Source organism: Nonomuraea sp. SYSU D8015, assembly GCF_008065375.1.
Classification (GTDB): domain Bacteria; phylum Actinomycetota; class Actinomycetes; order Streptosporangiales; family Streptosporangiaceae; genus Nonomuraea.
The window spans coordinates 145,488-165,134 of the sequence record NZ_VJYI01000002.1 but is presented as its reverse complement, the minus strand read 5'-3'; the positions used below and the strand labels follow the sequence as shown (position 1 = coordinate 165,134).

Genomic DNA, 19,647 nt, shown 5'->3' with positions numbered 1-19,647 from the left:
ATGCTTGCGGTAGTGATCGTCACGTACCACAGCAGAGAGGTGGTCGCGGACTGCCTGAAGTCCGTCCGCCTGGCCCTGCGGGACCAGGGCCCCGCGCGGGTCATCGTGGTCGACAACGCCTCGGCCGACGACACGGTCGAGATGGTGGAGCGCGTGGACCCGGGCACGGAGATCATCCGGTTGGAACGTAACAGCGGGTTCGCGGCCGGGGTGAACGCGGGCATCGCCGCGGCGCCGGGCTGCGACGTACTGGTGCTCAACCCGGACATCCGGCTGGACATCGACGCCGTGGCCCGGCTGCGGGAGACGCTGGCCGTGCCGGGGACCGGGATCGCCGTGCCGGAGCTGACCGACGAGGACGGCGCCCTGTCCTGGTCCCTGCGCAGGCGCCCCACCGTGCTCAGGGCGATCGGGGAGGCCGTGCTCGGCGGCGAGCGGGCCGGCCGGTTCGCCCCTCTCGGAGAGCTGGTGGTGGACCGGTCCGCCTACGCCCGCGAGGGGACGGCCGACTGGGCCACGGGCGCCGCGTGGCTGGTCGCCCGCGCCTGCCTGGAGGCGCTGGGCCCGCTGGAGGAGCGGTACTTCCTGTATTCGGAGGAGACCGAGTACATGCTGCGGGCCGGGGAACGCGGCTTCGCCGTCCGCTACCAGCCGCGGGCGCGGGCCGTGCACCTCGGCGGTGAACAGACGTCGTCGGCCATGTTGTGGGCGTTGTCGGCGACCAACCGGGTCCGGCTGCACCGCGAGCGTCACGGAAGGCTCAGGGGCCTGGCCATGCGCGCGGCGGTGATGCTCAACGAAGGTCTGCGCGCGCTGGCCAAAGGGCGCGCCTCCGGCCACCGGCACCGGCATGCGCTGCGCGCCCTGCTCACCATGCCGCGGTGGCCGCGCAGGCCGGAGCCGCCCGGCTACGTCTGCTTCTCCGCGCAGGACTGGTGGTACCACAACCGGGCGCACTCCGACTTCCAGCTCATGCGCTCGGTGGCCGAGCACAGAAAGGTGCTGGTGGTCAACAGCATCGGCATGCGCATGCCGACGCCCGGCAAATCGACGCAGGTGCTCAGGCGCATCGCCCGCAAGCTGCGCAGCGTGGCCAAGTTCGTCCGCAGGCCGTCGCCCGGCTTCTACGTGATGTCGCCGCTGCCGCTGCCCTTCTACGGCTCGCCCCTGTTACGGCGGGTCAACGCCGTGCTGGTGCGCGCCCAGGTACGGGCCGTGTGCCGGGCGCTCGGGCTGACCGCACCCGTGATCGTCACGACGATCCCCACGGCCTGGGACGTGGTGCGGCCGATGCGCAGGCGGGCGCTGGTGTTCAACCGGTCGGACAGGCACTCGGCGTTCCCCGAGTCGGACACCGAGACGATCGAGAAGCTGGAGGACGCGCTGCTGCGCGGCGCCGACCATGTCCTCTACGTCAGCCGAGCCCTGATGGCCGAGGAGCGCGACCGGACCGGGGACCGCGCGCATTTCCTCGACCACGGCGTCGACCTGGAGCACTTCACCAAGCGGGACCGGCTGCCCGCCGACCTGGCGGACATTCCCGGGCCGCGCGTGGGCTTCTTCGGCGCCCTCGACGACTACCTGGTGGACTTCGACCTGCTGGAGCGGATCGCCGGGGACATGCCCGACGTCTCGCTCGTGCTCATCGGGGACGCCACTGTGCCGATGGAGCGGCTCACCAAATATCCGAACGTCCACTGGCTGGGCTTCCGCCCCTACGACGACATACCGGCGTACGGGTCCGGATTCGACGTGGCGATCATGCCGTGGCTGGACAACTCGTGGATCCGGCACGCGAACCCGATCAAGCTCAAGGAATATCTGGCGCTCGGCCTCCCCGTGGTGAGCACGGATTTCGCGGAGCTCGCGAACTATACTGATCGCGTAAGGGTCGCCACCGATCCCGCCGCATTCATCGCGACCATCCGCTCGACGTTGGACGACGGCGGGCCGCGGGAGCCTCAGGCGCTGCGCGAGTCCGTGCTCGGCGCGTCGTGGTCCTCTCGCGCCGCCGAGCTCATGGCCATGGCCGAAGCGCCGTCAGACAGAGGTTGAGGAGAGCCGATGGGGAGGAAGCTGCCCCCTTTATCCGTGTTCGGCGTGGTGATCCTCGTTCTCGTCCTGGCGTTGATCTACTTCTATCCCCGCGAGACGGGGCGGCAGGATCCCTCTGCAGGCGAGACGCCGCCGCAGGCCGGCACGACGGCACAGCCCGCCACGCCGTCCCAGGGCACGTCGCTGGAGGCGCTGCCCAAGGTGCCGTGGGAGGGAGGCCCCGCCTACTACGGCCGCTTCGACGCGACGGCCGCGCGCTGGACCGATCCCTCGTTCTTCCCCATCGGCGTCTGGCTGGAGTCGGTCGTCGAGCCCGGCGACGCCGCCGGTGACAAGGCACTGGGCCTGAACACTTACCTGGGCCTGACCAGCACCAGCAGGGCGGAGCGCGTCCGGGACAGCGGCATGTGGGCGCTGACCGACAAGCCGCTGGACGGCCACGGCGACGAGACCGTCGGCTGGGTGATCGACGACGAGGCCGACATGTGGGCGGGTCCCGGCGATGCGAAATGGACGGGCAACCACCCCGGCGAGGGGCCTCTCTGCGTCCCCGAGGGCCAGAGTTGCGGCTACACCGTGATGAAGGAGCAGAAGGGCCGGCTGCCCAAGGACGGCCGCCCCCACTACGCCAACTACGGCAAAGGCGTCATCATTTGGCAGAACGACCGGGAGGCACGCAGGTTCGTCAACGACTACACCGACATCATCTCGGCCGACGTCTACTGGTACACCAGTGAGGGCATCTGCCAGGACGCCAAGAACTACATCAACGTGCCCCTGGAGCAGTGCCGGCGATCGGCCAACTACGGCATGGTCGTGGAGAAGCTGCGCAGGCTCGACTCCCTCGACGGACGGCTGCAGCCGGTCTACGCGATCGTGGAGGTGGGCTGGCCCGGCGTCGACGACAAGCGCGCGATCGAACCACAGGAGCTGGCCGGCGCCGTGATGAGCTCACTCATCCACGAAGCCCGCGGGATCATCTACTTCAACCACAACTTCGGCGGCCCGTGCCAGTCGCAACACGTGCTGAGAGAGCGCTGCGGCGACAGGACGAGGCCGATGGTCGTCGAGCTGAACAAGCGGATCACCCAGCTCGCCCCCGTGCTCAACAGCCAGTCCTACACGCACAGGTTCGGCGACGGGCTCGACACCATGCTGAAGGTCCACGACGACGCCCTCTACGTCTTCACCATGCTCGACCGCGACGCCAAGCCGGGCAGCCACCAGCTGACCCTGCCCGCCGGGGTCGAGGCCGACAAGGCGGAGGTGCTCTTCGAGGGGCGGACGGTCCCCATCGACGGGTCAGGACGTTTCACCGACTCCTTCGAGGCCGAATACTCCTACCACATCTACAAGATCCCCCTGTGAGCCTCATGGCACGTTCACCCGGCCGGGGCGCAGCAGCGCGGCGAAGCAGGACCGGGCGATGGCGCGTCCCGACAACGCGCGCAGTGCCTGCCCGAGCAGCTGGACCACGTGGTAGGCGGCGCCGGCGAGCCTGCCCCTGCGCCGCCTGAACAGCTTGACCTTGTTGACGGCCAGCAGCGCGGCGAGGGCGGGGTCCGTGTAGCCGGCGCCGCCGATGTGCTCGATCACCGAGCGGGGCTCGTACCAGGTCGCCCACCCCAGGTCGGCGGCGCGCAGGCAATACTCGGTCTCCTCGCTGTAGAGGAAGAACGACTCGTCCCACCGGCCGACCGCGCGCAGCGCGGGCACCGAGATCAGCATCGCCGCCCCCGTGGCCCAGGCGTACGGGGCCGGGCGTTCGTACGCACGCGGGTCGGTGACCGTCTCCCCGAGCCGCCACAGCCGCCCCGCCACCGTGCCGCCCAGCAGCGCCTCCGCGACCGCCCTGCCCAGCGTGGGCGTCCGCCGCAGCGACGGCTGGAGCGAGCCGTCGGGGTGGACCATCTTGGGCACCGCGATGCCGCGCCCGGCCGGGCGCAGCGCCTCGGCCAGCGGCGCGATCGAGCCCGGACGCAGCCGGCAGTCCGGGTTGAGCACGTAGACGGCGTCGAGCGTGTCGAGGCCGAGCGTGTCGAGACCGGCGTTGACGCCCGCGGCGTAACCGGCGTTCCTTCCCAGGTCGACCACGGTCAGGGGCAGGCCGTCGGCCGCCCTGGCGGCCTCCCTGGCGATGGCCGGGCCGGCGTCGTGCGAGGCGTTGTCCGCCACCACGACCGCGACGAGCTCCACCCCTGTGGCCGCCTCGGGAAGCGAGTCGAGGCAGTCTTTCAGCACCTCGGCACTGTTGTAGGTGACGATCACCGCGGCGATGCGCACGTTACGCCGCCTTCCTGGCGTACCAGGCGACCGTGCGCCGCAAGCCGTCCGTCAGCTCCACGGTGGGACGCCAGCCGATCAGGTCGAAAGCCGGGCCGACGTCGGCCACCTGCGGAATGTCCAGCGGCCGGTCGGCCACGGCGCCGAAGGAGGGCCGCGCGGCGGCGCCCGCGATGCCGTAGAGCAGCTCGACGAGCTCGCGTACCGAGGTCTTGACCCCGGTGCCCACGTCGAAGGACTGCCCGATGGCCCGGTCGTCGACGGCGGCGGAGACGAAGGCCGCCACCACGTCGTCGACGTACACCCAGTCGGCCACCTTGGCGCCGCTGGTCAGGCGCGGCTCCTCGCCGCGCAGGAGCGCCAGCGTCACGTACGGCACCAGCTTGGTCGTGTCGGGCTGGGCGGGCCCGTACACCATGGAAGGCCGCAGGATCGTGCACGGCAGCCCCCACAGCTGGCGGTACAGATCGGCGTAGCCCGACGCGGCGCTCTTGGCCATCGCGTACGGCGACGGCGCGGCGGCGTGCCCGTTGCCCGGCCGGGGCTCCTCGATCGAGCCGGCCAGCACCATGCGGCATTCGTGGCGCACGGCGGCCGTCAGCAGGTTGACCGTGGTCTGGAGGTTGCCGGCGAGCGTGACCGGGACCATCTCCGGGTCCCTGGCACCGTTGACCTCGCTGGCCAGGTGGAAGACGACGTCGGGGGAGACCTCGGCGAGCAGCTCGGCCGTGGCCTGCTGATCGCGTAGGTCGGCCTGATGCCAGTGGACCGTGCCGCCGTCACCCCCGCCGGCGGCGTGAGCCCTGCGGCTCACGGCCCCGGCGGCCTGAGCCCTGCGGCTCACCGCGTGGACGTCGGCCTCCAGCGCGGCCAGGCGTGCGGCGAGGTGCCCGCCGATGAAGCCCGAGGCCCCCGTCACCAGGGCCCGCCTGCCCTTCCACGTCATGAGTGCTCCTCTTCTGATGGTGCCGGCACGGCCCGGCCGCCGTTCGCCACGTTCTGAACCACGGCCGCCCCGCGGACGGTCCCGCTGCGGCGCGGATTACGCAGCAGCAGGTCCTGCCCCTGGAACGTGTGCCAGGCGGAGAGCTCCGCCGCGTCGAGTTCGTGCGCGCTGACGAGGGACACCCTCACCATGCGCCTCGCCTCGGGGCGGGGCTGTGGTGTAGGCGCAGGTCACGCCCTCCTGCCTGTCGTAGGAGCCCACGCGCATGCCCGCTCTCGCCAGCTCGCGCACGTCGCCCTCGTCGAGGCGGCCCCGCTCGCCGAACCGCCCGGCCGGCACGAAGAACTCGGCACGCAGGCCGGGTACGTCCATGGTGATGATCGAGCTTCGCGTGCGCATCAGCACCCCCGTCCCCCGTCACTGGGGTATCCCGCTATGACTAGGGGCCGTTACACGGCGGACGCCGCCCCGCGAGGGGGCGGCGTCCGGTGCTTCGGCGTGCTGGAATCGGCGGTCAGTTGATGCGCCAGGTGTCCCCGCCCATGAGCAGCTCGCTCAGGTCGCCGGGGCCCTTCTGCGCCGCGGCCTCCTCCAGCTGCTCGGCCATGCGCCCGTCGTACGTCGGCCGGTCCACGCTGCGGAAGACGCCGATCGGCACGTGCTCGAACGCCGGCTCGTCCAGCCTGCTCAGCGCGAAGGCGATCGACGGGTCGGGGCTGTGCGCGTCGTGCACGAGGATCTCGCCCTCGCTCACGCTGTCGCGGGCCACCACCTTGATGCCGCCGTTGGCGGCCCGTACGACGGCCTTGGAGGCGCTCACGATGGGCTGGCCGTGCTCCAGCCGCAACGTGATGTCGTCGCGCACCCCCGGGTCCTTGAGCGGCTCGAAGGCGTTGTCGTTGAAGATGTTGCAGTTCTGGTAGATCTCCACCAGCGACGTGCCGCGGTGCGCGGTCGCCTCACGCAGCACCGACTGCAGGTGCTTGCGGTCGGAGTCGATGGTGCGGGCCACGAACGACGCCTCGGCGCCGATGGCCAGCGAGATCGGGTTGAACGGCTTGTCCAGCGACCCCATCGGCGTCGACTTGGTGATCTTGCCGACCTCCGACGTGGGCGAGTATTGCCCCTTGGTCAGACCGTAGATCCTGTTGTTGAACAGCAGGATGTTGAGGTTGACGTTGCGGCGCAGGGCGTGGATCAGGTGGTTGCCACCGATCGACAGCGCGTCGCCGTCACCGGTGATCACCCAGACGCTCAGGTCGGGGCGGGAGGCCGCCAGCCCGGTCGCGATGGCGGGCGCGCGGCCGTGGATCGAATGGAACCCGTACGTGTTGAGGTAGTACGGGAACCGCGACGAGCAGCCGATGCCCGACACGAACACGATGTTCTCGCGCTTGAGCCCCAGCTCGGGCAGGAAGCTCTGCACCGCGGCCAGGATCGCGTAGTCACCGCAGCCGGGGCACCAGCGGACCTCCTGGTCGGACTTGAAGTCCTTCAGGGTCTGCTTGACGTCGGTCTTGGGAACGAGCGACAGGCCCTTCCCGTTAACGAGCTCAGTCACTGTCGATCACGTCCTGGATGACTCCGGCCAGCTCCTCGGCCTTGAACGGGAGCCCGCGCACACGGTTGTAGCTGATCACGTCGACGAGGTAGCGGGCGCGCAGCAGCAGCGCGAGCTGGCCGAGGTTGATCTCGGGCAGCAGCACCTTGTCGTAGCGCTTGAGCACCTCGCCGGTGTTGGCCGGCAGCGGGTTGAGGTGGCGGAAGTGGGCCTGGGCGACCTTGCCGCCGACCCTCCTGATCCGCCGCACGGCCGCGGCGATCGGCCCGTACGTCGAGCCCCAGCCGATCACGAGCACCTTGGCGTCGCCGTCGGGGTCGTCGACCTCGAGGTCGGGCACGTCGATGCCGGCGATCTTGGCGGCCCGGGTGCGGACCATCAGGTCGTGGTTGTCCGGGTCGTAGGAGATGTTGCCGGTGCCGTCGGCCTTCTCGATGCCGCCGATCCGGTGCTCCAGGCCCGGCGTGCCGGGGATGGCCCACGGACGGGCCAGGGTCTCGGTGTCCCGCTTGAAGGGCAGGAACTGGCCGTCCTCGCCGTTCGGGGCGGTCGTAAATTCTTGGGAAATGTCCGGCAAGTCGGAAATTTCGGGCAGGCGCCACGGCTCCGAGCCGTTGGCCAGGTAGCCGTCCGAGAGCAGCATGACCGGAGTGCGGTACTTCACCGCGATCCTGGCCGCCTCGATGGCCGCGTCGAAGCAGTCGCTCGGCGACATCGGCGCCACGATCGGCACAGGGGACTCGCCGTTGCGGCCGTACATCGCCATCAGCAGGTCGGTCTGCTCGGTCTTGGTCGGCATGCCGGTGCTCGGCCCGGCCCGCTGCACGTCCACGATGATCAGCGGCAGCTCGGTGGTGACCGCCAGGCCGATCGTCTCGGACTTCAGCGCCACGCCGGGACCCGAGGTGGTGGTGACGCCGAGCGCGCCGCCGAACGCGGCCCCGAGCGCCGCGCCGACGCCCGCGATCTCGTCCTCCGCCTGGAAGGTGCGCACGCCGAACTGCTTGTGCTTGCTGAGCTCGTGCAGGATGTCGCTGGCCGGGGTGATCGGATAGGACCCCAGGAACAGCGGCAACTTGGACTGCACGCCGGCGGCGATCAGGCCGTAGGCGAGGGCCTGGTTACCGGAAATATTGCGATAGACGCCGGGCGCCAGCCGCGCCGGCTTGACCTCGTACGACACCGAGAACGACTCGGTGGTCTCGCCGTAGTTCCACCCCGCCTGGAAGGCCGCGATGTTCGCCTTGGCGATCTCGGGCTTCTTGGCGAACTTCTGCTCGAGGAACTTGATCGTGTGATCGGTCGGCCGGTGGTAGAGCCAGCTGAGCAAGCCGAGGGCGAACATGTTCTTCGACCGCTCGGCGTCCTTCTTGGACAGGTCGAAGCCTTCGAGGGCCTTGACGGTGAGCGAGGTCAGCGGCACCGCGTGGACCCGCCACTCGCGCAGCGAGTCGTCCTCCAGCGGGTTGGCGTCGTAGCCGACCTTCTGCAGGTTGCGCTTGGTGAACTCATCGGTGTTGGCGATGATGTCCGAGCCACGCGGCAGGTCGCCCAGGTTGGCCTTGAGCGCCGCCGGGTTCATCGCCACGAGCACGTTCGGCGCGTCGCCGGGCGTGAGGATGTCGTGGTCGGCGAAGTGGAGCTGGAAGCTCGAGACGCCGGGCAGGGTGCCTGCGGGCGCGCGGATCTCAGCCGGGAAGTTGGGCAACGTCGAAAGGTCGTTGCCGAACTCCGCCGTGCCCGCCGTGAAACGGTCGCCGGTGAGCTGCATGCCGTCGCCGGAGTCCCCAGCGAACCTGATGATCACGCGGTCGAGTTGCTGGACCTGCTTCGTCACAGCTCAGTCCTCCTCGACGCGCCTAGGCGCGGTTGCGTTGGGCGCGTTCTCTGTATCCATGCTAGATCCTCGGAAGGTCACGCGTTTGCACCCCGCCGTAAGCGGGTATACGCGGTCGGAATTCTCAGGGTGAGGTCGGAGAACAACGACGACACAGCCCGGACGCGAGCCTGCAGAGGTCTACATGCAGGCGGGCGAACAGGACGGTTCGGGTCACGAGCGCCAACTATACGTCCCCCCAACACGTGCGCTACGTCAGGGGCTGCTTACGGGACGGCTCGCTCCTGACCTGTAAAGGTGTCCGGCCTGCATGTGTGCAGGACCGTACAACTCTGGAACGGTGACGAAGCTGTATCCCTTCCCGCGCAACCTTTTGAGGATGTCCGGAACAGCGTCAACGGTTTCCCGATGAATGTCGTGCATCAGAATGATCGCACCTGGATGCGTCTCGCGCACGGTCCGGGCAGCGATGTCCGCCCCTTTCCCACCCTCTAAGTCCCTGGAATCCACGTCCCAGGTGACCAACGCGAAGCCCATCGTGCGCGCGACGTCGTACAGATCCCGGCTCACGGCCCCGTACGGCGGCCGCACCAGCGTCGGCGACTGCCCAATCGCCGCCGCCACCGCGGCCTCGGTGCGCCCGAGCTCGTCGGCGATTCTGCTGGTCGGCTGCTTCGACAGGTCCCGGTGCGCCCAGCTGTGGTTTCCGACCAGATGACCTTCCGAGCTCATTCTGCGCAGCAGCTCCGGCTGGGCAGCGGCGCTGCTGCCGACCGTGAAGAACGTCGCCCGCGCCCGCTCCTTCCGCAGGACGTCGAGCAGCCTGCCGGTGTGCGGCCCAGGCCCGTCCTCGAACGTCAGCGCGACGCACTTGACCTTGGCGCAGTCCACGGTCCCCGCCTTGTTGCTGGCCGCGGCGGGGCTGTGCGCGGGCACGTGGGGGAACGGGCCGCTCACGTCATCGCCCTGGACGCCCTCCTGGGCGCGCCGTCCGAATGCGGACAGCAGCGGCGCCACCTGTCCCGCCGGCACCGCCACGGCGATCCGCCCCAGCGGGCACGGCCCGATCTGGCAGTCGTCGAACTCGACCACCAGGTCTCCGCTGTGGTTGAACGCCATCGAGTCGAACTCGTCGCCGCCGCCCGTCACCACGTCCTGCTCGACCTGCGCGCCGCGCCCCTCGAGCTGCTCCCTCACCAGCGCCGCCAGCCGTGGAAGTGCCTCCGGCCCGTTCAGCAACTCCGTGGACCCGACCGCCTTGCCCTCGCGCGGATCGAACCAGAGCGTCCGTGTGGAATTGCCCCAGCCCGCCCCGAGGAACTCACCGGTGCGCAGCCGTACCGCGATCGCTTGGGAGGAGGCGGCGGCGAGCTGCCAGTCCACGTTCAGCTCGGGACGCGGGCGGACGCCGCGCCTCCGGGTGCGCTCGCGGAAGTCCCGCAGCTGCCGTCGCGCCTGTTCGGCCAGCGCCCGGTTGAGCGCGGGCGCGTCGGCGAGCTCCGGGTACTTGATGTAGGCGTATCGGACGCTAGTGGAGGAATTCCCTTCGGTGAGCGTCCTGGTGGACAGGCCGGTGACGGTCGCCGGGTCGACAAAGTCGATCAACGTCGGCTCTGCCGGAACCACCACGTCCCGCTCAGGGGAGGCGCCGGCCAGGCCGCATCCTCCGGCCAAGAGGGCCAGCAGAGCGATTCCGGAAAAGAATCGCGGTTTGGGCATGTCTGTCAGGTTATGTGGTTGATCTTTCTGTTTACTCCGATTTGGGGGGATGGTGTGTGAGCTTTTGACCGACCCCTGGTTTGGGACTCGACGGCATGGGTTCGCGGGGGCGGCTGGGTTACGATCGCGTCATGGACGGCTATTTCGGGTCGTACGTGCTGGTCGCCGCACTGCTCGCCATCGGCGTCGCCATCGTGGCCGGGGCCCTCATGGCCAACCGCCTCCTCCGCCCCAGCCGTCCCACTCCGGAGAAGCTGACGACGTACGAGTGCGGGGTCGACCCGGTGGGCGAGGGGTGGGCGCAGTCGCAGGTCCGGTACTACGTGTTCACGTACCTGTATGTCGTGTTCGCGGTGGACGCCGTCTTCCTGTTCCCCTGGGCCACCGTTTTCGACGCTCCCGGCTATGGGATGAGCACGCTGGTGGAGATGTTCGTGTTCTTGGGGTTCATCGCCCTGGGCATCGTGTACGCCTGGCGCAAGCGCGTCCTCACCTGGACCTAGCCCTCCGTACGGCCCTCTGCCTCGCGACCGGCCAACCGGCCATGTCCCACTGGACCGTATTCGTCCTACAGCGTCCACCGGACCGCATCATTCGTCCTGCCACGTCCCACCGGACCGCATCCCCGCCCTGCCCTTCTTCATCCCCGCCCTGCCCTTCTTCGCCGGACGCACCCCTGGTCCAAGCCACACCGACTGGGGCTGGCCTGGCTGCACTGCCTTACCCGGACCAGCGCCGCTTTCCCCACGCGGGCCGCTTCGGCGTGCCCGGACCGTCTCCCGCGCCCGGACCGTCTCCCGCGCCCGGACCGTCTCCCGCGCTCGGGGCGTCTTTCGTGCTCGGGCCGTTCCCGTTCTCAAGCCTCATTCCGCGCTCGTGCGGCTTGTCCTCACCAGACCGCATCCTTCCGCTCGGACCGCTTCTCGCGCTCGCGGCAATCGACCGCGTCGCGGTGTCGCGCCGCTAGCCCCGCCGCCCCGCTAGCCCCGCTGGCCCCGCCGCCCCGTAGGCCCGCTTGCCCGCTTGCCCCACTGGCCCTCACGCGCCGCTGTCCCGCTTGCCCGGGGGCCTCCGCTGGCCCGCTCGCGGGGATCGGCACGGACGCGGAAGGGAGTGCCCGATACCGCTGAACGCCCCTTTGTCACACTCGTTCACAGAAGCCCAATCACGGCATTCTTTGCCTCACCTGCGATCCGCGCAAGAATGGAAGCATGGCAGCGACGGATCTCCCGATGCCCACGGTCGGCCCGATCTCGCGGTTGGCGCCGAAGCCGATGCGCTTCGTGCTCAACTGGGGCCGCCGCTATTCGCTGTGGGTGTTCAACTTCGGGCTGGCCTGCTGCGCGATCGAGTTCATCGCGACGTCGATGAGCAGGCACGACTTCATCAGGTTCGGGGTGATCCCGTTCGCGAACGGCCCACGCCAGGCCGACCTCATGATCGTCTCCGGCACGGTCACCGACAAGATGGCCCCGGCGGTGAAGCGCCTGTACGAGCAGATGCCCGACCCGAAATACGTGATCTCCTTCGGCGCCTGCTCCAACACCGGCGGCCCCTACTGGGACTCCTACTGCGTGACCAACGGCGTCGACCAGATCATCCCCGTGGACGTCTACGTCCCCGGCTGCCCGCCCAGACCCGAGGCCCTCCTCTACGGCATCACCAAGCTCCAGGAGAAGATCGCCCAGGAGAAGCTCAGCGACCGCTACGTGTGGTCCCGCTCGCACTCAAGGGACGAAGCATGAACCCGGCCCGGCTCGTCGAGCGCTTCGGCGACCGCGCCTCGGTCTCCGAGTCGTACGGCGACACCACGATCGACGTCGCCCCCGCCGACTGGATCGAGCTGCTGACGTTCGTCCGCGACGACCTCGGCTACGAGTTCTTCGACTGGCTGACCGGCGTCGACGAGCCGCCCGACGCCTTCCAGGTCGTGGCCCACGTCTACAACCCGGTCGCAAGCGAGCGCCTGCTGCTGCGCACCAGCGTGCCACGCGCCGACCCGCACCTGCCCACCGCCGTCGGCGTCTACCGGGGGGCCAACTGGCACGAGCGCGAGACGTACGAGATGTTCGGCGTGATCTTCGACGGCCATCCCCACCTCGTGCCCCTGCTGCTACCCGACGGCTTCGAAGGCCACCCGCTGCGCAAGGAGTTCGTGCTGGCCGCCCGCGTGGCCAAGCCCTGGCCCGGCGCCAAGGAGCCCGGCGAGTCCGGCCACGGCGCCCCGAGCCGCCGCAAGACCCTTCCACCCGGAGTCCCCGCCGACTGGGGGACACCCGATGGCTGACCTCGGGAGCGGCAGGATGGCCCACTCCGTGGAGGGCCGGTCACCCATGGAGGGCCGGTCAGCCGAAGTTCCACCACCACTGCCGCCACTACCGCCCGACCGCACCGTGCAGCGGCGGTGACCGACCGCGTCGTGAAGCGGCGCTGAGACGACTGGGAGCTGCCAGATGCTCGACGTGGTGCTGAGCTTCGCCGTCATCCTCATCGTGTTCCTGGCGCTGCCCCTGATCATCGGGCAGACCGAGCACAAGGTCATGGCGCACATGCAGTCGCGGCTCGGCCCCATGTACGCGGGCGGCTTCCACGGCTGGGCCCAACTCATCGCCGACGGGGTGAAGTTCGCCCAGAAGGAGGACGTCATCCCGGCCGCGGCCGACCGCCGCATCTTCATGATCGCTCCCGGGGTGGCGCTCGTCCCGTACCTGGTCGTGCTCATCGCCATCCCCATCGACCGCGGCCGCGTGGCCGTCGACCTCGACCTCGGCCTGTTCTTCGTGCTCGCCGTCATGGGCGTGGGCGTGCTCGGCTCGATCATGGCCGGGTGGGCCTCGGCCAACAAGTACTCGGTGCTCGGCGGCATGCGGTCGGCCGCCCAGCTCATGTCGTACGAGCTGCCGCTGGTGCTGGCGGCCTCCTCGGTGGCGATGGCCGCCGGGACGCTGTCGCTCCCGGGGATCGTCGAGGCGTGGCAGTGGTGGTGGCTGCCGTGGCAGGCCATCGGCGGCGTGGTGTTCTTCCTGGCAGGGCTGGCTGAGCTGCGGCGGCCTCCGTTCGACATGCCGATCGCCGAGTCCGAGATCATCATGGGCCCGATGACCGAGTACACCGGCATGCGTTTCGCCCTGTTCATGCTCTCCGAGTACGCCGGGATCGTGGTCCTGTCCTTCCTGACCACCGTGCTGTTCCTGGGCGGCTGGCACGGCCCGTTCCTGCCCGGCTGGCTGTGGACCCTCATCAAGGTCTTCGTGCTGGCATTCGTCGTGATCTGGCTCCGGGTGTCCTACCCTCGGCTGCGCGAAGACCAGCTCCAGAAGCTCGCCTGGGCCGGCCTCGTGCCTCTCGCCCTCGTGCAACTGGCCCTCACCGGCGTCGTCAAGGTCCTTATCTGACCCGTCGGGCCGTAGGGCCGGAAACTTTACGTTCGCCTTATCCGTCGTTCGGGAACAGGGGGGCCAGTGGGGGGAGAGGCGTGCGCGAGCTTGTTCCAGTGGCGGGGGCGACCAAGAGGGCCCGATGCCCGAAAACCGTTCTGACCGGTGACAAAGGGACTCTGGCGGTCACCGACCCCGTCTCCGGCCATTCAGTACGCGTGACACCGGCCGTCCTCTACCACTACGGATATGATCCGCAAGCCTCCGGCCGGAAGCGGGGTTCCCCTGCCGTTCAGGGGCTTGCCGCGCTGGACGCCGATGGCCTGGTCCTGCTCGACCTGCCCGGCGACTGGCATCCGCCTCACCTGAAGGACTTCGCACGGGGAGCCGGAATCCCGCTGGTCGACGCCCGCACCAGGCGTTCGCAGCAGGTGCAGACGGTACTCGCCGGCCGCGCCCCGGGCTGGCAACGCGTACGCGGGCTGCCGCATCCCTCCCTTGCCACATGGCGTAAACCGGCGGCCATTTGCGCCGGAGTCCTCGGCATTGGGGTGATGGCGTACTTGGCGTCCATGGGGATGTGGGCGGCGTGGCGCGGCGTCGCCTCGATCGGCCGGGTCATTCTCGACTTAGTGGACGTGAAATGGCTGGCGTTGCTCTTCAGCCCGGCGTTGCTCGTCGTCCGTCCGTTGACTTCGAGGATCCACCGCTGGCGCGTCAGCCAGGGATCCATCGTGGGCCCGCCCGATGGCCCGTACCTCGTCGGTAAATCTTCCAAGAAGCTTCAGGTGATCCAGCGCAACGAAATCATCGCCGACCTCCGCCTGGGCGTGGACATCGGCGAGGTATTCACCCTGCTCCTCTACCGCCACGAGAACCTGACCGGCCTCTTCATCCTCGACAGGATGGAGCACCCCCTCCACCACCTTCCCGGCCCCTGGCCTCCGAACGACATGGACCGCTTCGCCAAACGCCACGACCTGTTCCTGGTCGTGCAGCGACTGTCGGCTCTGCCACCCGGCACCACCTCAGCCCCGTCCGCTGTTCAACAACCTCAGCAGCACCCGCTTCTCGCGCTGGGACCAGCCACGCATGTCTCCCAAGCCGTGACATGGCGTTGCCTAGTGCTGGCCGGCATCGAGCAGGCGGCGCGCGGCAACGACCATCCATAGCTGCCATGACATGGCGTCACCACCCATTGCGCGGCGCGCGCCCACGGCGATGCGCGCCACCAGGCACTCGCCCCTTGGGCGCGGCGCGTGGGCGGGGCCTGTGAGCCAACGACGAGCCAAGGCTCGTATGGGATCAGTTGATGATCGCCAGCATCACGTCAGAAGCCGACGGCCGTTCCTCGGGCCGCTTGTTGAGACAGGCGCCAACAACCCCGCGTAACGCGGGGGGCAAGGGCGACAGGTCCGGATGAACGGTCAGCACCCGGTTGAAAACCGCAGGCACGGAGTCCTCTCCGAACGCCGGCCGTCCCGTGGCCGCGAACACCATGGTCACAGCCCAGCTGAACACATCGGAAGCCGGCCCCACAGCCTCCCCGCTCAACTGCTCGGGCGACATGTATGGCGGCGTCCCCACCATCTTCCCGGCAGTCATGGTGACCTGATCGAGCGCCCGCGCGATCCCGAAGTCGATCACCCGCGGCCCGTCGTGTCCGATAAGCACATTGCTCGGCTTGAAATCACGATGAACGATCCCCGCCTTGTGGATGGCGGCCAGCGCCCCGGCTGTGGATAACGCCAGCCGCGTCAGGCTGTCCTCGTCCCGCGGCCCGTGCTGCCTGACGAGCTGCTCCAGCGAGGGCCCCTCCACGTACTCGCTGACGATGTACGGGTATTGCCCGGTGATGTTCACGTCGAGCACCCGGGCTGTGGAAAACGTCGCCACCCGCCGCGCCGCTTCCACCTCACGCGCGAACCTCGCCCGCGCCGTGTCGTCGACCAGATCGTGCAGCACCTTCACGGCCACCCGCACCCCGTTGGGCGCCGTGGCCAGGTAAACGGCCCCCTGCCCGCCGCGCCCGAGCGACTTGGTCACCCGATAGTGCCCGATCCACTCCGGCTCCCCGGGCCGCCGCTGGTAGCTGGGCTCCGTGGTCCGCTGGTGCAGATTCAGGGGCTGTTGCGGGTGCTGCTGCTGATGATGATGGTGCTGAGGATGATGAGTCACATGCTGCCGGTGGGGCAGAGGCCTGAGACGCGCCCGTACCATGATCGGCACCAGGATCCCCGAGTGGATGACGCCGCCCATCCAGCTGACCATCAACCCGCCGTACACCAGCACCTGCATCGGCGCCGGGGCCAGGTCGATGTCGTCGTACGCGATCGCCCCGATGAGGAAGGACCCCGTGCAGACGAGATAGACCGAGGCGGCGACGACCTGGAAGGCGCTGCGCAGCCAGAACGCCGCGAACCCGATCGTGAACGGGGTCGCCATTCCGCACGTGAACAGAGGCAGGGAGGCCCACACGACGGCGGCCGCCCACGCCCCGCCACTGGGACGGACTGGATGGCTCTGCTGCATGGCCGAGAGACTATCGCCCCGCCGAGGTTCATACCGGGCATGTGCTCAGCTTGTGGATAACCTCCTGCTAGCCTGTGGATAGCTGTGGAAAACCTGGGGACAATGCTCTGGCTCATTCACGTGAGCCGCCAAGTGCGCAATGATGTTGACCATGGGGAGGATTCCGGGAGTAGGCCTGGCAAAGGGGTTGACCATAACCCTTCGCCACATGCTGCGTAAATCCGTTACGCAGCAATATCCCGAGGTCAAGCCCGCCCTCCCGCCGCGCAGCCGCGGCGTCATCGCCCTGGTCGAGGAAAACTGCACCTCCTGCATGCTCTGTGCCCGGGAGTGCCCTGACTGGTGCATCTACATCGACTCCCACAAGGAGACGATCCCGGCCCCGGAGGGCGGCCGCCCTCGCCAGCGCAACGTGCTCGACCGCTTCGCCATCGACTTCGCGCTGTGCATGTACTGCGGGATCTGCATCGAGGTGTGCCCCTTCGACGCGCTCTTCTGGTCCCCGGAGTTCGAGTACGCCGAGGGCGACATCCGCAACCTCCTGCACGAGAAGGACAGGCTGGCCACCTGGACGCAAACGGTTCCGCCGCCCCCGGCCCACGACCCCGGCGCCGAGCCCCCAAAGGAACTCACCGCCGCCCCCCGCCGCCCCGCCCCCGACCGCCCCGCCCGCGCAGCCCCCGATCGCCCCACGCGCGAAGCAACTGGACGCCCTACCCGGGAAGCGACCGACCGCCCTGGTGGCGGAGCCGCCGATCGCCCTGATCGCGAAGCAGTTGACCGCCCTGCGCGCGGAACTGCCGATCGCCCTCCTCGCGGAGCCGCCGATCGCCCTGCCCCGGAAGCGGCGGACCATCCTGCCGGCGGAACTCCTGATCGCCCTGCTCGCGAAGTGGCCGATCGTCCTGTTGGCGGAACCGCCAACCGTCCTGCCGGGGAAGCGGCTGACCGTCTGCCCCGCGGATCCACTGAGCGTCCCTCTGACGGAGTCGCCGACGGTACATCTCACCGGGAAGGCTCGGCATCCGCCGATACGGCCGACACGCAGGCTTCAGCGGCGGTCCCAACGCACACCGCCGCATACGAACCCGGCAAGCCCGAACCCGGCAAGCCTGGACCAGCGACATCCGCCGCTACTGGGACCACCGGCGATACCCCTGAAGCCGCCTCGGAGGACACGAGCGCGGAGCCGACGACGACTCAGATCCAACAGCCGAATGCCACCCGCACGGCCAGCCCTTCAGGCCCCGAATCCGTGACCGGCACTGCACGGCCGGGCGCCGGTCCCACCACACCGGGGCGGAAAGGCCCCGCGAGCCCGGTCGGCCCCGCGAGCCCGGCCGGCCCTGAGGGCGGCAAGCCGAGCACCGAGCCACCGGTAGGGCCGACTCCACGGCCTCCGGTACCTCGCGAGCGGGGGGCAGAGCCGACATCCGAGGCGGCGGTAGAGCCGACCCCGCAGCCGACGGCGGAGTCGACCGCCAAGTCGCCGGCGGACCAGCCCTCGGAGTCGACGGCGGAGAGACCCGGCACTGGGGAGCGGGGAGAGAGCACGGAAGCCCCCTCCACAGGGAAGCAGCCAAGCGGACCGGCTTCATCCACAGCCGAGCCACCTTCAGAAGAGTTGTCCACAGGCTCGGGCCAACCGCAGCCGCGGCCCGACCAGGAGGAGCAAACTTCTGCTCCGAGCCCTCGCAGGCGCAGGATGGCCGATCCACGGTCCATCCGCCCGCCCGGGCGGCTCGGCCCTGACGAGACAAGGGAGTCCGAGGAGGATTCGTGACCGAGGCGGTGCCCTCCTACCTGTCACCCACCGGGCAAGAGATCGTCTTCTTGCTGCTGGGCGCGGTAGCGGTTGGATCGGCGCTGCTTGTCGTCACGACCAAACAACTCGTCCACGCCGCCCTCTGGCTGGTGGTCTGCTTCGGCGCCCTGGCCGGCTGCTACCTGGTCCTCACGGCCGAGTTCGTGGCGTGGGTCCAGGTGCTGATCTACGTGGGCGCGGTTGTCGTGCTGCTGTTGTTCGGCATCATGCTCACACGCGCCCCGATCGGCCGCTCCGCGGATCTCGACAGTGGCAACCGCCTGGTCTCGGCCCTGGTGGCGCTGGCGACGGCGGCCATCCTGGTCACGGTGGTGATCGACGGGTTCCGCGCGGCGTACACACCGCTCAAACCCGGCCCCGGCGCCGCCAAAGAGCTGGGCGCGAGCGTGTTCGCGACGTGGGTGCTGCCGTTCGAGGCGCTGTCCGTGCTGCTGCTCGCCGCACTGATCGGTGCCATCGTCCTGTCCCGTACGGACATCCCTGGCGGCTCACCCGCCGATCAACCGGCGGACTCCCCGCCACCTGATCAGACGAGAGCCCCCTCGGCACCGGATCACACACGCGACTCTCTGCCATCCGAGCAGGCGCGTGACTCTCTGGCATCCCACCAGGCGCGCGACTCCTTGCCAGCCGAGCAATCCCAGGAGTCACCGGCATCCGAGCAGACCGTGGACAAACCAGCACCCCATCAGACCGGCGGTACCTCGGCACCCGATCAAACCGGGGGTCATTAGTGCATATCGTCTATCCGGCGGTCGTCTCCGCGCTCCTCTTCTCCATCGGCGTCTACGGCGTGCTCGCCCGACGCAACACGATCCTCGTGCTGATGTCGGTGGAGCTGATGCTCAACGCCGTCAACCTCAACCTGGTGGCGTTCGACGTGTGGCTCGCCGACCGCCTGCACAGCGGTCAGGTCCTCACACTCTTCGTCATCGTCATCGCGGCCGCAGAGGTGGGCCTGGGCCTCGCGATCGTCCTCGCCCTCTATCGCAACCGCCGCACGGTCGACATCGACCACCTCCGCGACCTCGCCGAACCGGCCGACGAACCGCCGCCGTCCACCGTCACGGCCTCCATAGCCCCACAAACCTCAGCCACCACCCACACTGCCCTAACCAGCACACTGGAGCCCGCCCGAACGTCCGCACCGTCTCCAACGTCCGCGCCTGTCCGCGCACCCGCGCCTGGCAGAGCGCCCGAGCCCAGTGCAGCCTCTGCACCTAGCGCGGCGCTTGAGCCGAGCGCAGCGCCCCAGCCCGGCGCACCGGACGAGCCGAGCGCAGTGCCCGAGTCCGGCGCACCGGACGAGCCGAGCCCAGATCGCGAGAAAGGCGCAGGTCGCCAGGCAGGGGCGACATCCGGGTCCGGCCAGTCGTCCCCCGATTCACCCACCCCCGGCGAGGACCGCCAGCACGACCCAGCCGACTCCCGCCAGGGCCGCGAGCACGACGCAGCCGACTCCCGCCAGGGCCGCGAGCACGACGCAGCCGGCCCTGGCCAGCAAGACGCAAC

Annotated in this window: 17 protein-coding genes and 1 pseudogene; 10 read left to right on the top strand and 8 right to left on the bottom strand. The window is 69.3% G+C overall.

The genetic code is table 11. The features are described 5' to 3' along the window. Together ID574_RS09890 and ID574_RS09885 are read left to right on the top strand one after the other, a co-directional pair. Complete coding sequence (locus ID574_RS09890) at positions 1–2,055, top strand: glycosyltransferase (RefSeq protein ID WP_188188522.1); 2,055 nt, start codon at positions 1–3, stop codon at positions 2,053–2,055. A gap of 9 nt (positions 2,056–2,064) precedes the next feature. After that, complete coding sequence (locus ID574_RS09885; protein WP_188188521.1) at positions 2,065–3,423, top strand: hypothetical protein; 1,359 nt, start codon at positions 2,065–2,067, stop codon at positions 3,421–3,423. A gap of 3 nt (positions 3,424–3,426) precedes the next feature. Here the strand turns inward: ID574_RS09885 and ID574_RS09880 are convergent, their stop codons facing one another. The 7 genes from ID574_RS09880 to ID574_RS09855 all read right to left on the bottom strand — a co-directional run bounded on the left by ID574_RS09880 (position 3,427) and on the right by ID574_RS09855 (position 10,401). After that, on the bottom strand, positions 3,427–4,338 hold the full coding sequence (locus tag ID574_RS09880) for a glycosyltransferase family 2 protein (RefSeq protein WP_188188520.1): 912 nt from the start codon (positions 4,336–4,338) through the stop codon (positions 3,427–3,429). 1 nt (position 4,339) lies between these two features. Beyond that, positions 4,340–5,284, bottom strand: coding sequence for an NAD-dependent epimerase/dehydratase family protein (locus tag ID574_RS09875; protein WP_188188519.1), 945 nt, complete (start codon positions 5,282–5,284; stop codon positions 4,340–4,342). Next, the gene (locus tag ID574_RS09870) at positions 5,281–5,475 is read right to left on the bottom strand and encodes a hypothetical protein (RefSeq protein ID WP_188188518.1); all 195 of its coding nucleotides are present in this window, start codon (positions 5,473–5,475) and stop codon (positions 5,281–5,283) included. Before ID574_RS09870 ends, ID574_RS09875 begins: the two co-directional genes overlap by 4 nt. A gap of 323 nt (positions 5,476–5,798) precedes the next feature. After that, positions 5,799–6,845 (bottom strand): 2-oxoacid:ferredoxin oxidoreductase subunit beta, encoded by a 1,047-nt coding sequence (locus ID574_RS09865; RefSeq protein WP_188188517.1) that lies wholly within the window; start codon positions 6,843–6,845, stop codon positions 5,799–5,801. Further along, on the bottom strand, positions 6,838–8,682 hold the full coding sequence (locus tag ID574_RS09860; protein WP_188188516.1) for a 2-oxoacid:acceptor oxidoreductase subunit alpha: 1,845 nt from the start codon (positions 8,680–8,682) through the stop codon (positions 6,838–6,840). Before ID574_RS09860 ends, ID574_RS09865 begins: the two co-directional genes overlap by 8 nt. A gap of 124 nt (positions 8,683–8,806) precedes the next feature. After that, a complete protein-coding gene (locus ID574_RS62725; protein ID WP_367804195.1) occupies positions 8,807–8,899 on the bottom strand; it encodes a putative leader peptide in 93 nt (30 codons plus the stop codon). 38 nt (positions 8,900–8,937) lie between these two features. Next, positions 8,938–10,401: a polysaccharide deacetylase family protein gene (locus tag ID574_RS09855; protein WP_188188515.1), complete on the bottom strand. Its 1,464-nt coding sequence runs from the start codon at positions 10,399–10,401 to the stop codon at positions 8,938–8,940. A 131-nt stretch (positions 10,402–10,532) separates the two neighbouring features. On the opposite strand from ID574_RS09855, the gene ID574_RS09850 reads away from it, so the two are divergent. The 5 genes from ID574_RS09850 to ID574_RS09830 all read left to right on the top strand — a co-directional run bounded on the left by ID574_RS09850 (position 10,533) and on the right by ID574_RS09830 (position 14,950). Then, a complete protein-coding gene (locus ID574_RS09850) occupies positions 10,533–10,904 on the top strand; it encodes an NADH-quinone oxidoreductase subunit A (RefSeq protein ID WP_188188514.1) in 372 nt (123 codons plus the stop codon). A gap of 708 nt (positions 10,905–11,612) precedes the next feature. After that, the gene (locus tag ID574_RS09845; protein WP_188188513.1) at positions 11,613–12,146 is read left to right on the top strand and encodes an NADH-quinone oxidoreductase subunit NuoB; all 534 of its coding nucleotides are present in this window, start codon (positions 11,613–11,615) and stop codon (positions 12,144–12,146) included. Continuing rightward, positions 12,143–12,688 carry an NADH-quinone oxidoreductase subunit C gene (locus ID574_RS09840; RefSeq protein WP_188188512.1) on the top strand — a complete coding sequence of 182 codons (546 nt, stop codon included), beginning with the start codon at positions 12,143–12,145 and terminating at the stop codon, positions 12,686–12,688. Before ID574_RS09845 ends, ID574_RS09840 begins: the two co-directional genes overlap by 4 nt. Before the next feature lie 166 nt (positions 12,689–12,854). Beyond that, positions 12,855–13,796, top strand: a complete 942-nt coding sequence (nuoH, locus tag ID574_RS09835) for an NADH-quinone oxidoreductase subunit NuoH (RefSeq protein ID WP_188188511.1) — start codon at positions 12,855–12,857, stop codon at positions 13,794–13,796. Positions 13,797–13,876: 80 nt separating this feature from the next. Then, the gene (locus ID574_RS09830) at positions 13,877–14,950 is read left to right on the top strand and encodes a hypothetical protein (RefSeq protein WP_188188510.1); all 1,074 of its coding nucleotides are present in this window, start codon (positions 13,877–13,879) and stop codon (positions 14,948–14,950) included. A 133-nt stretch (positions 14,951–15,083) separates the two neighbouring features. Here ID574_RS09830 and ID574_RS09825 read toward each other — a convergent pair whose 3' ends face one another. Then, positions 15,084–16,310 (bottom strand): serine/threonine-protein kinase, encoded by a 1,227-nt coding sequence (locus tag ID574_RS09825; RefSeq protein WP_188188509.1) that lies wholly within the window; start codon positions 16,308–16,310, stop codon positions 15,084–15,086. A 139-nt stretch (positions 16,311–16,449) separates the two neighbouring features. Here ID574_RS09825 and ID574_RS59595 point away from each other — a divergent pair, with 139 nt between their 5' ends. The 3 genes and pseudogenes from ID574_RS59595 to nuoK form a co-directional block, all read left to right on the top strand. Then, positions 16,450–18,093: a NuoI/complex I 23 kDa subunit family protein gene (locus ID574_RS59595; RefSeq protein ID WP_336245501.1), complete on the top strand. Its 1,644-nt coding sequence runs from the start codon at positions 16,450–16,452 to the stop codon at positions 18,091–18,093. Next, positions 18,090–18,869 (top strand): NADH-quinone oxidoreductase subunit J family protein, encoded by a 780-nt coding sequence (locus tag ID574_RS09815; RefSeq protein ID WP_223166547.1) that lies wholly within the window; start codon positions 18,090–18,092, stop codon positions 18,867–18,869. Before ID574_RS59595 ends, ID574_RS09815 begins: the two co-directional genes overlap by 4 nt. After that, positions 18,869–19,171 (top strand): annotated as a pseudogene (gene nuoK, locus ID574_RS09810) (NADH-quinone oxidoreductase subunit NuoK); the annotation flags it as partial. The gene ID574_RS09815 and the pseudogene nuoK, both read left to right, overlap by 1 nt. Positions 19,172–19,647 lie beyond the last annotated feature (476 nt).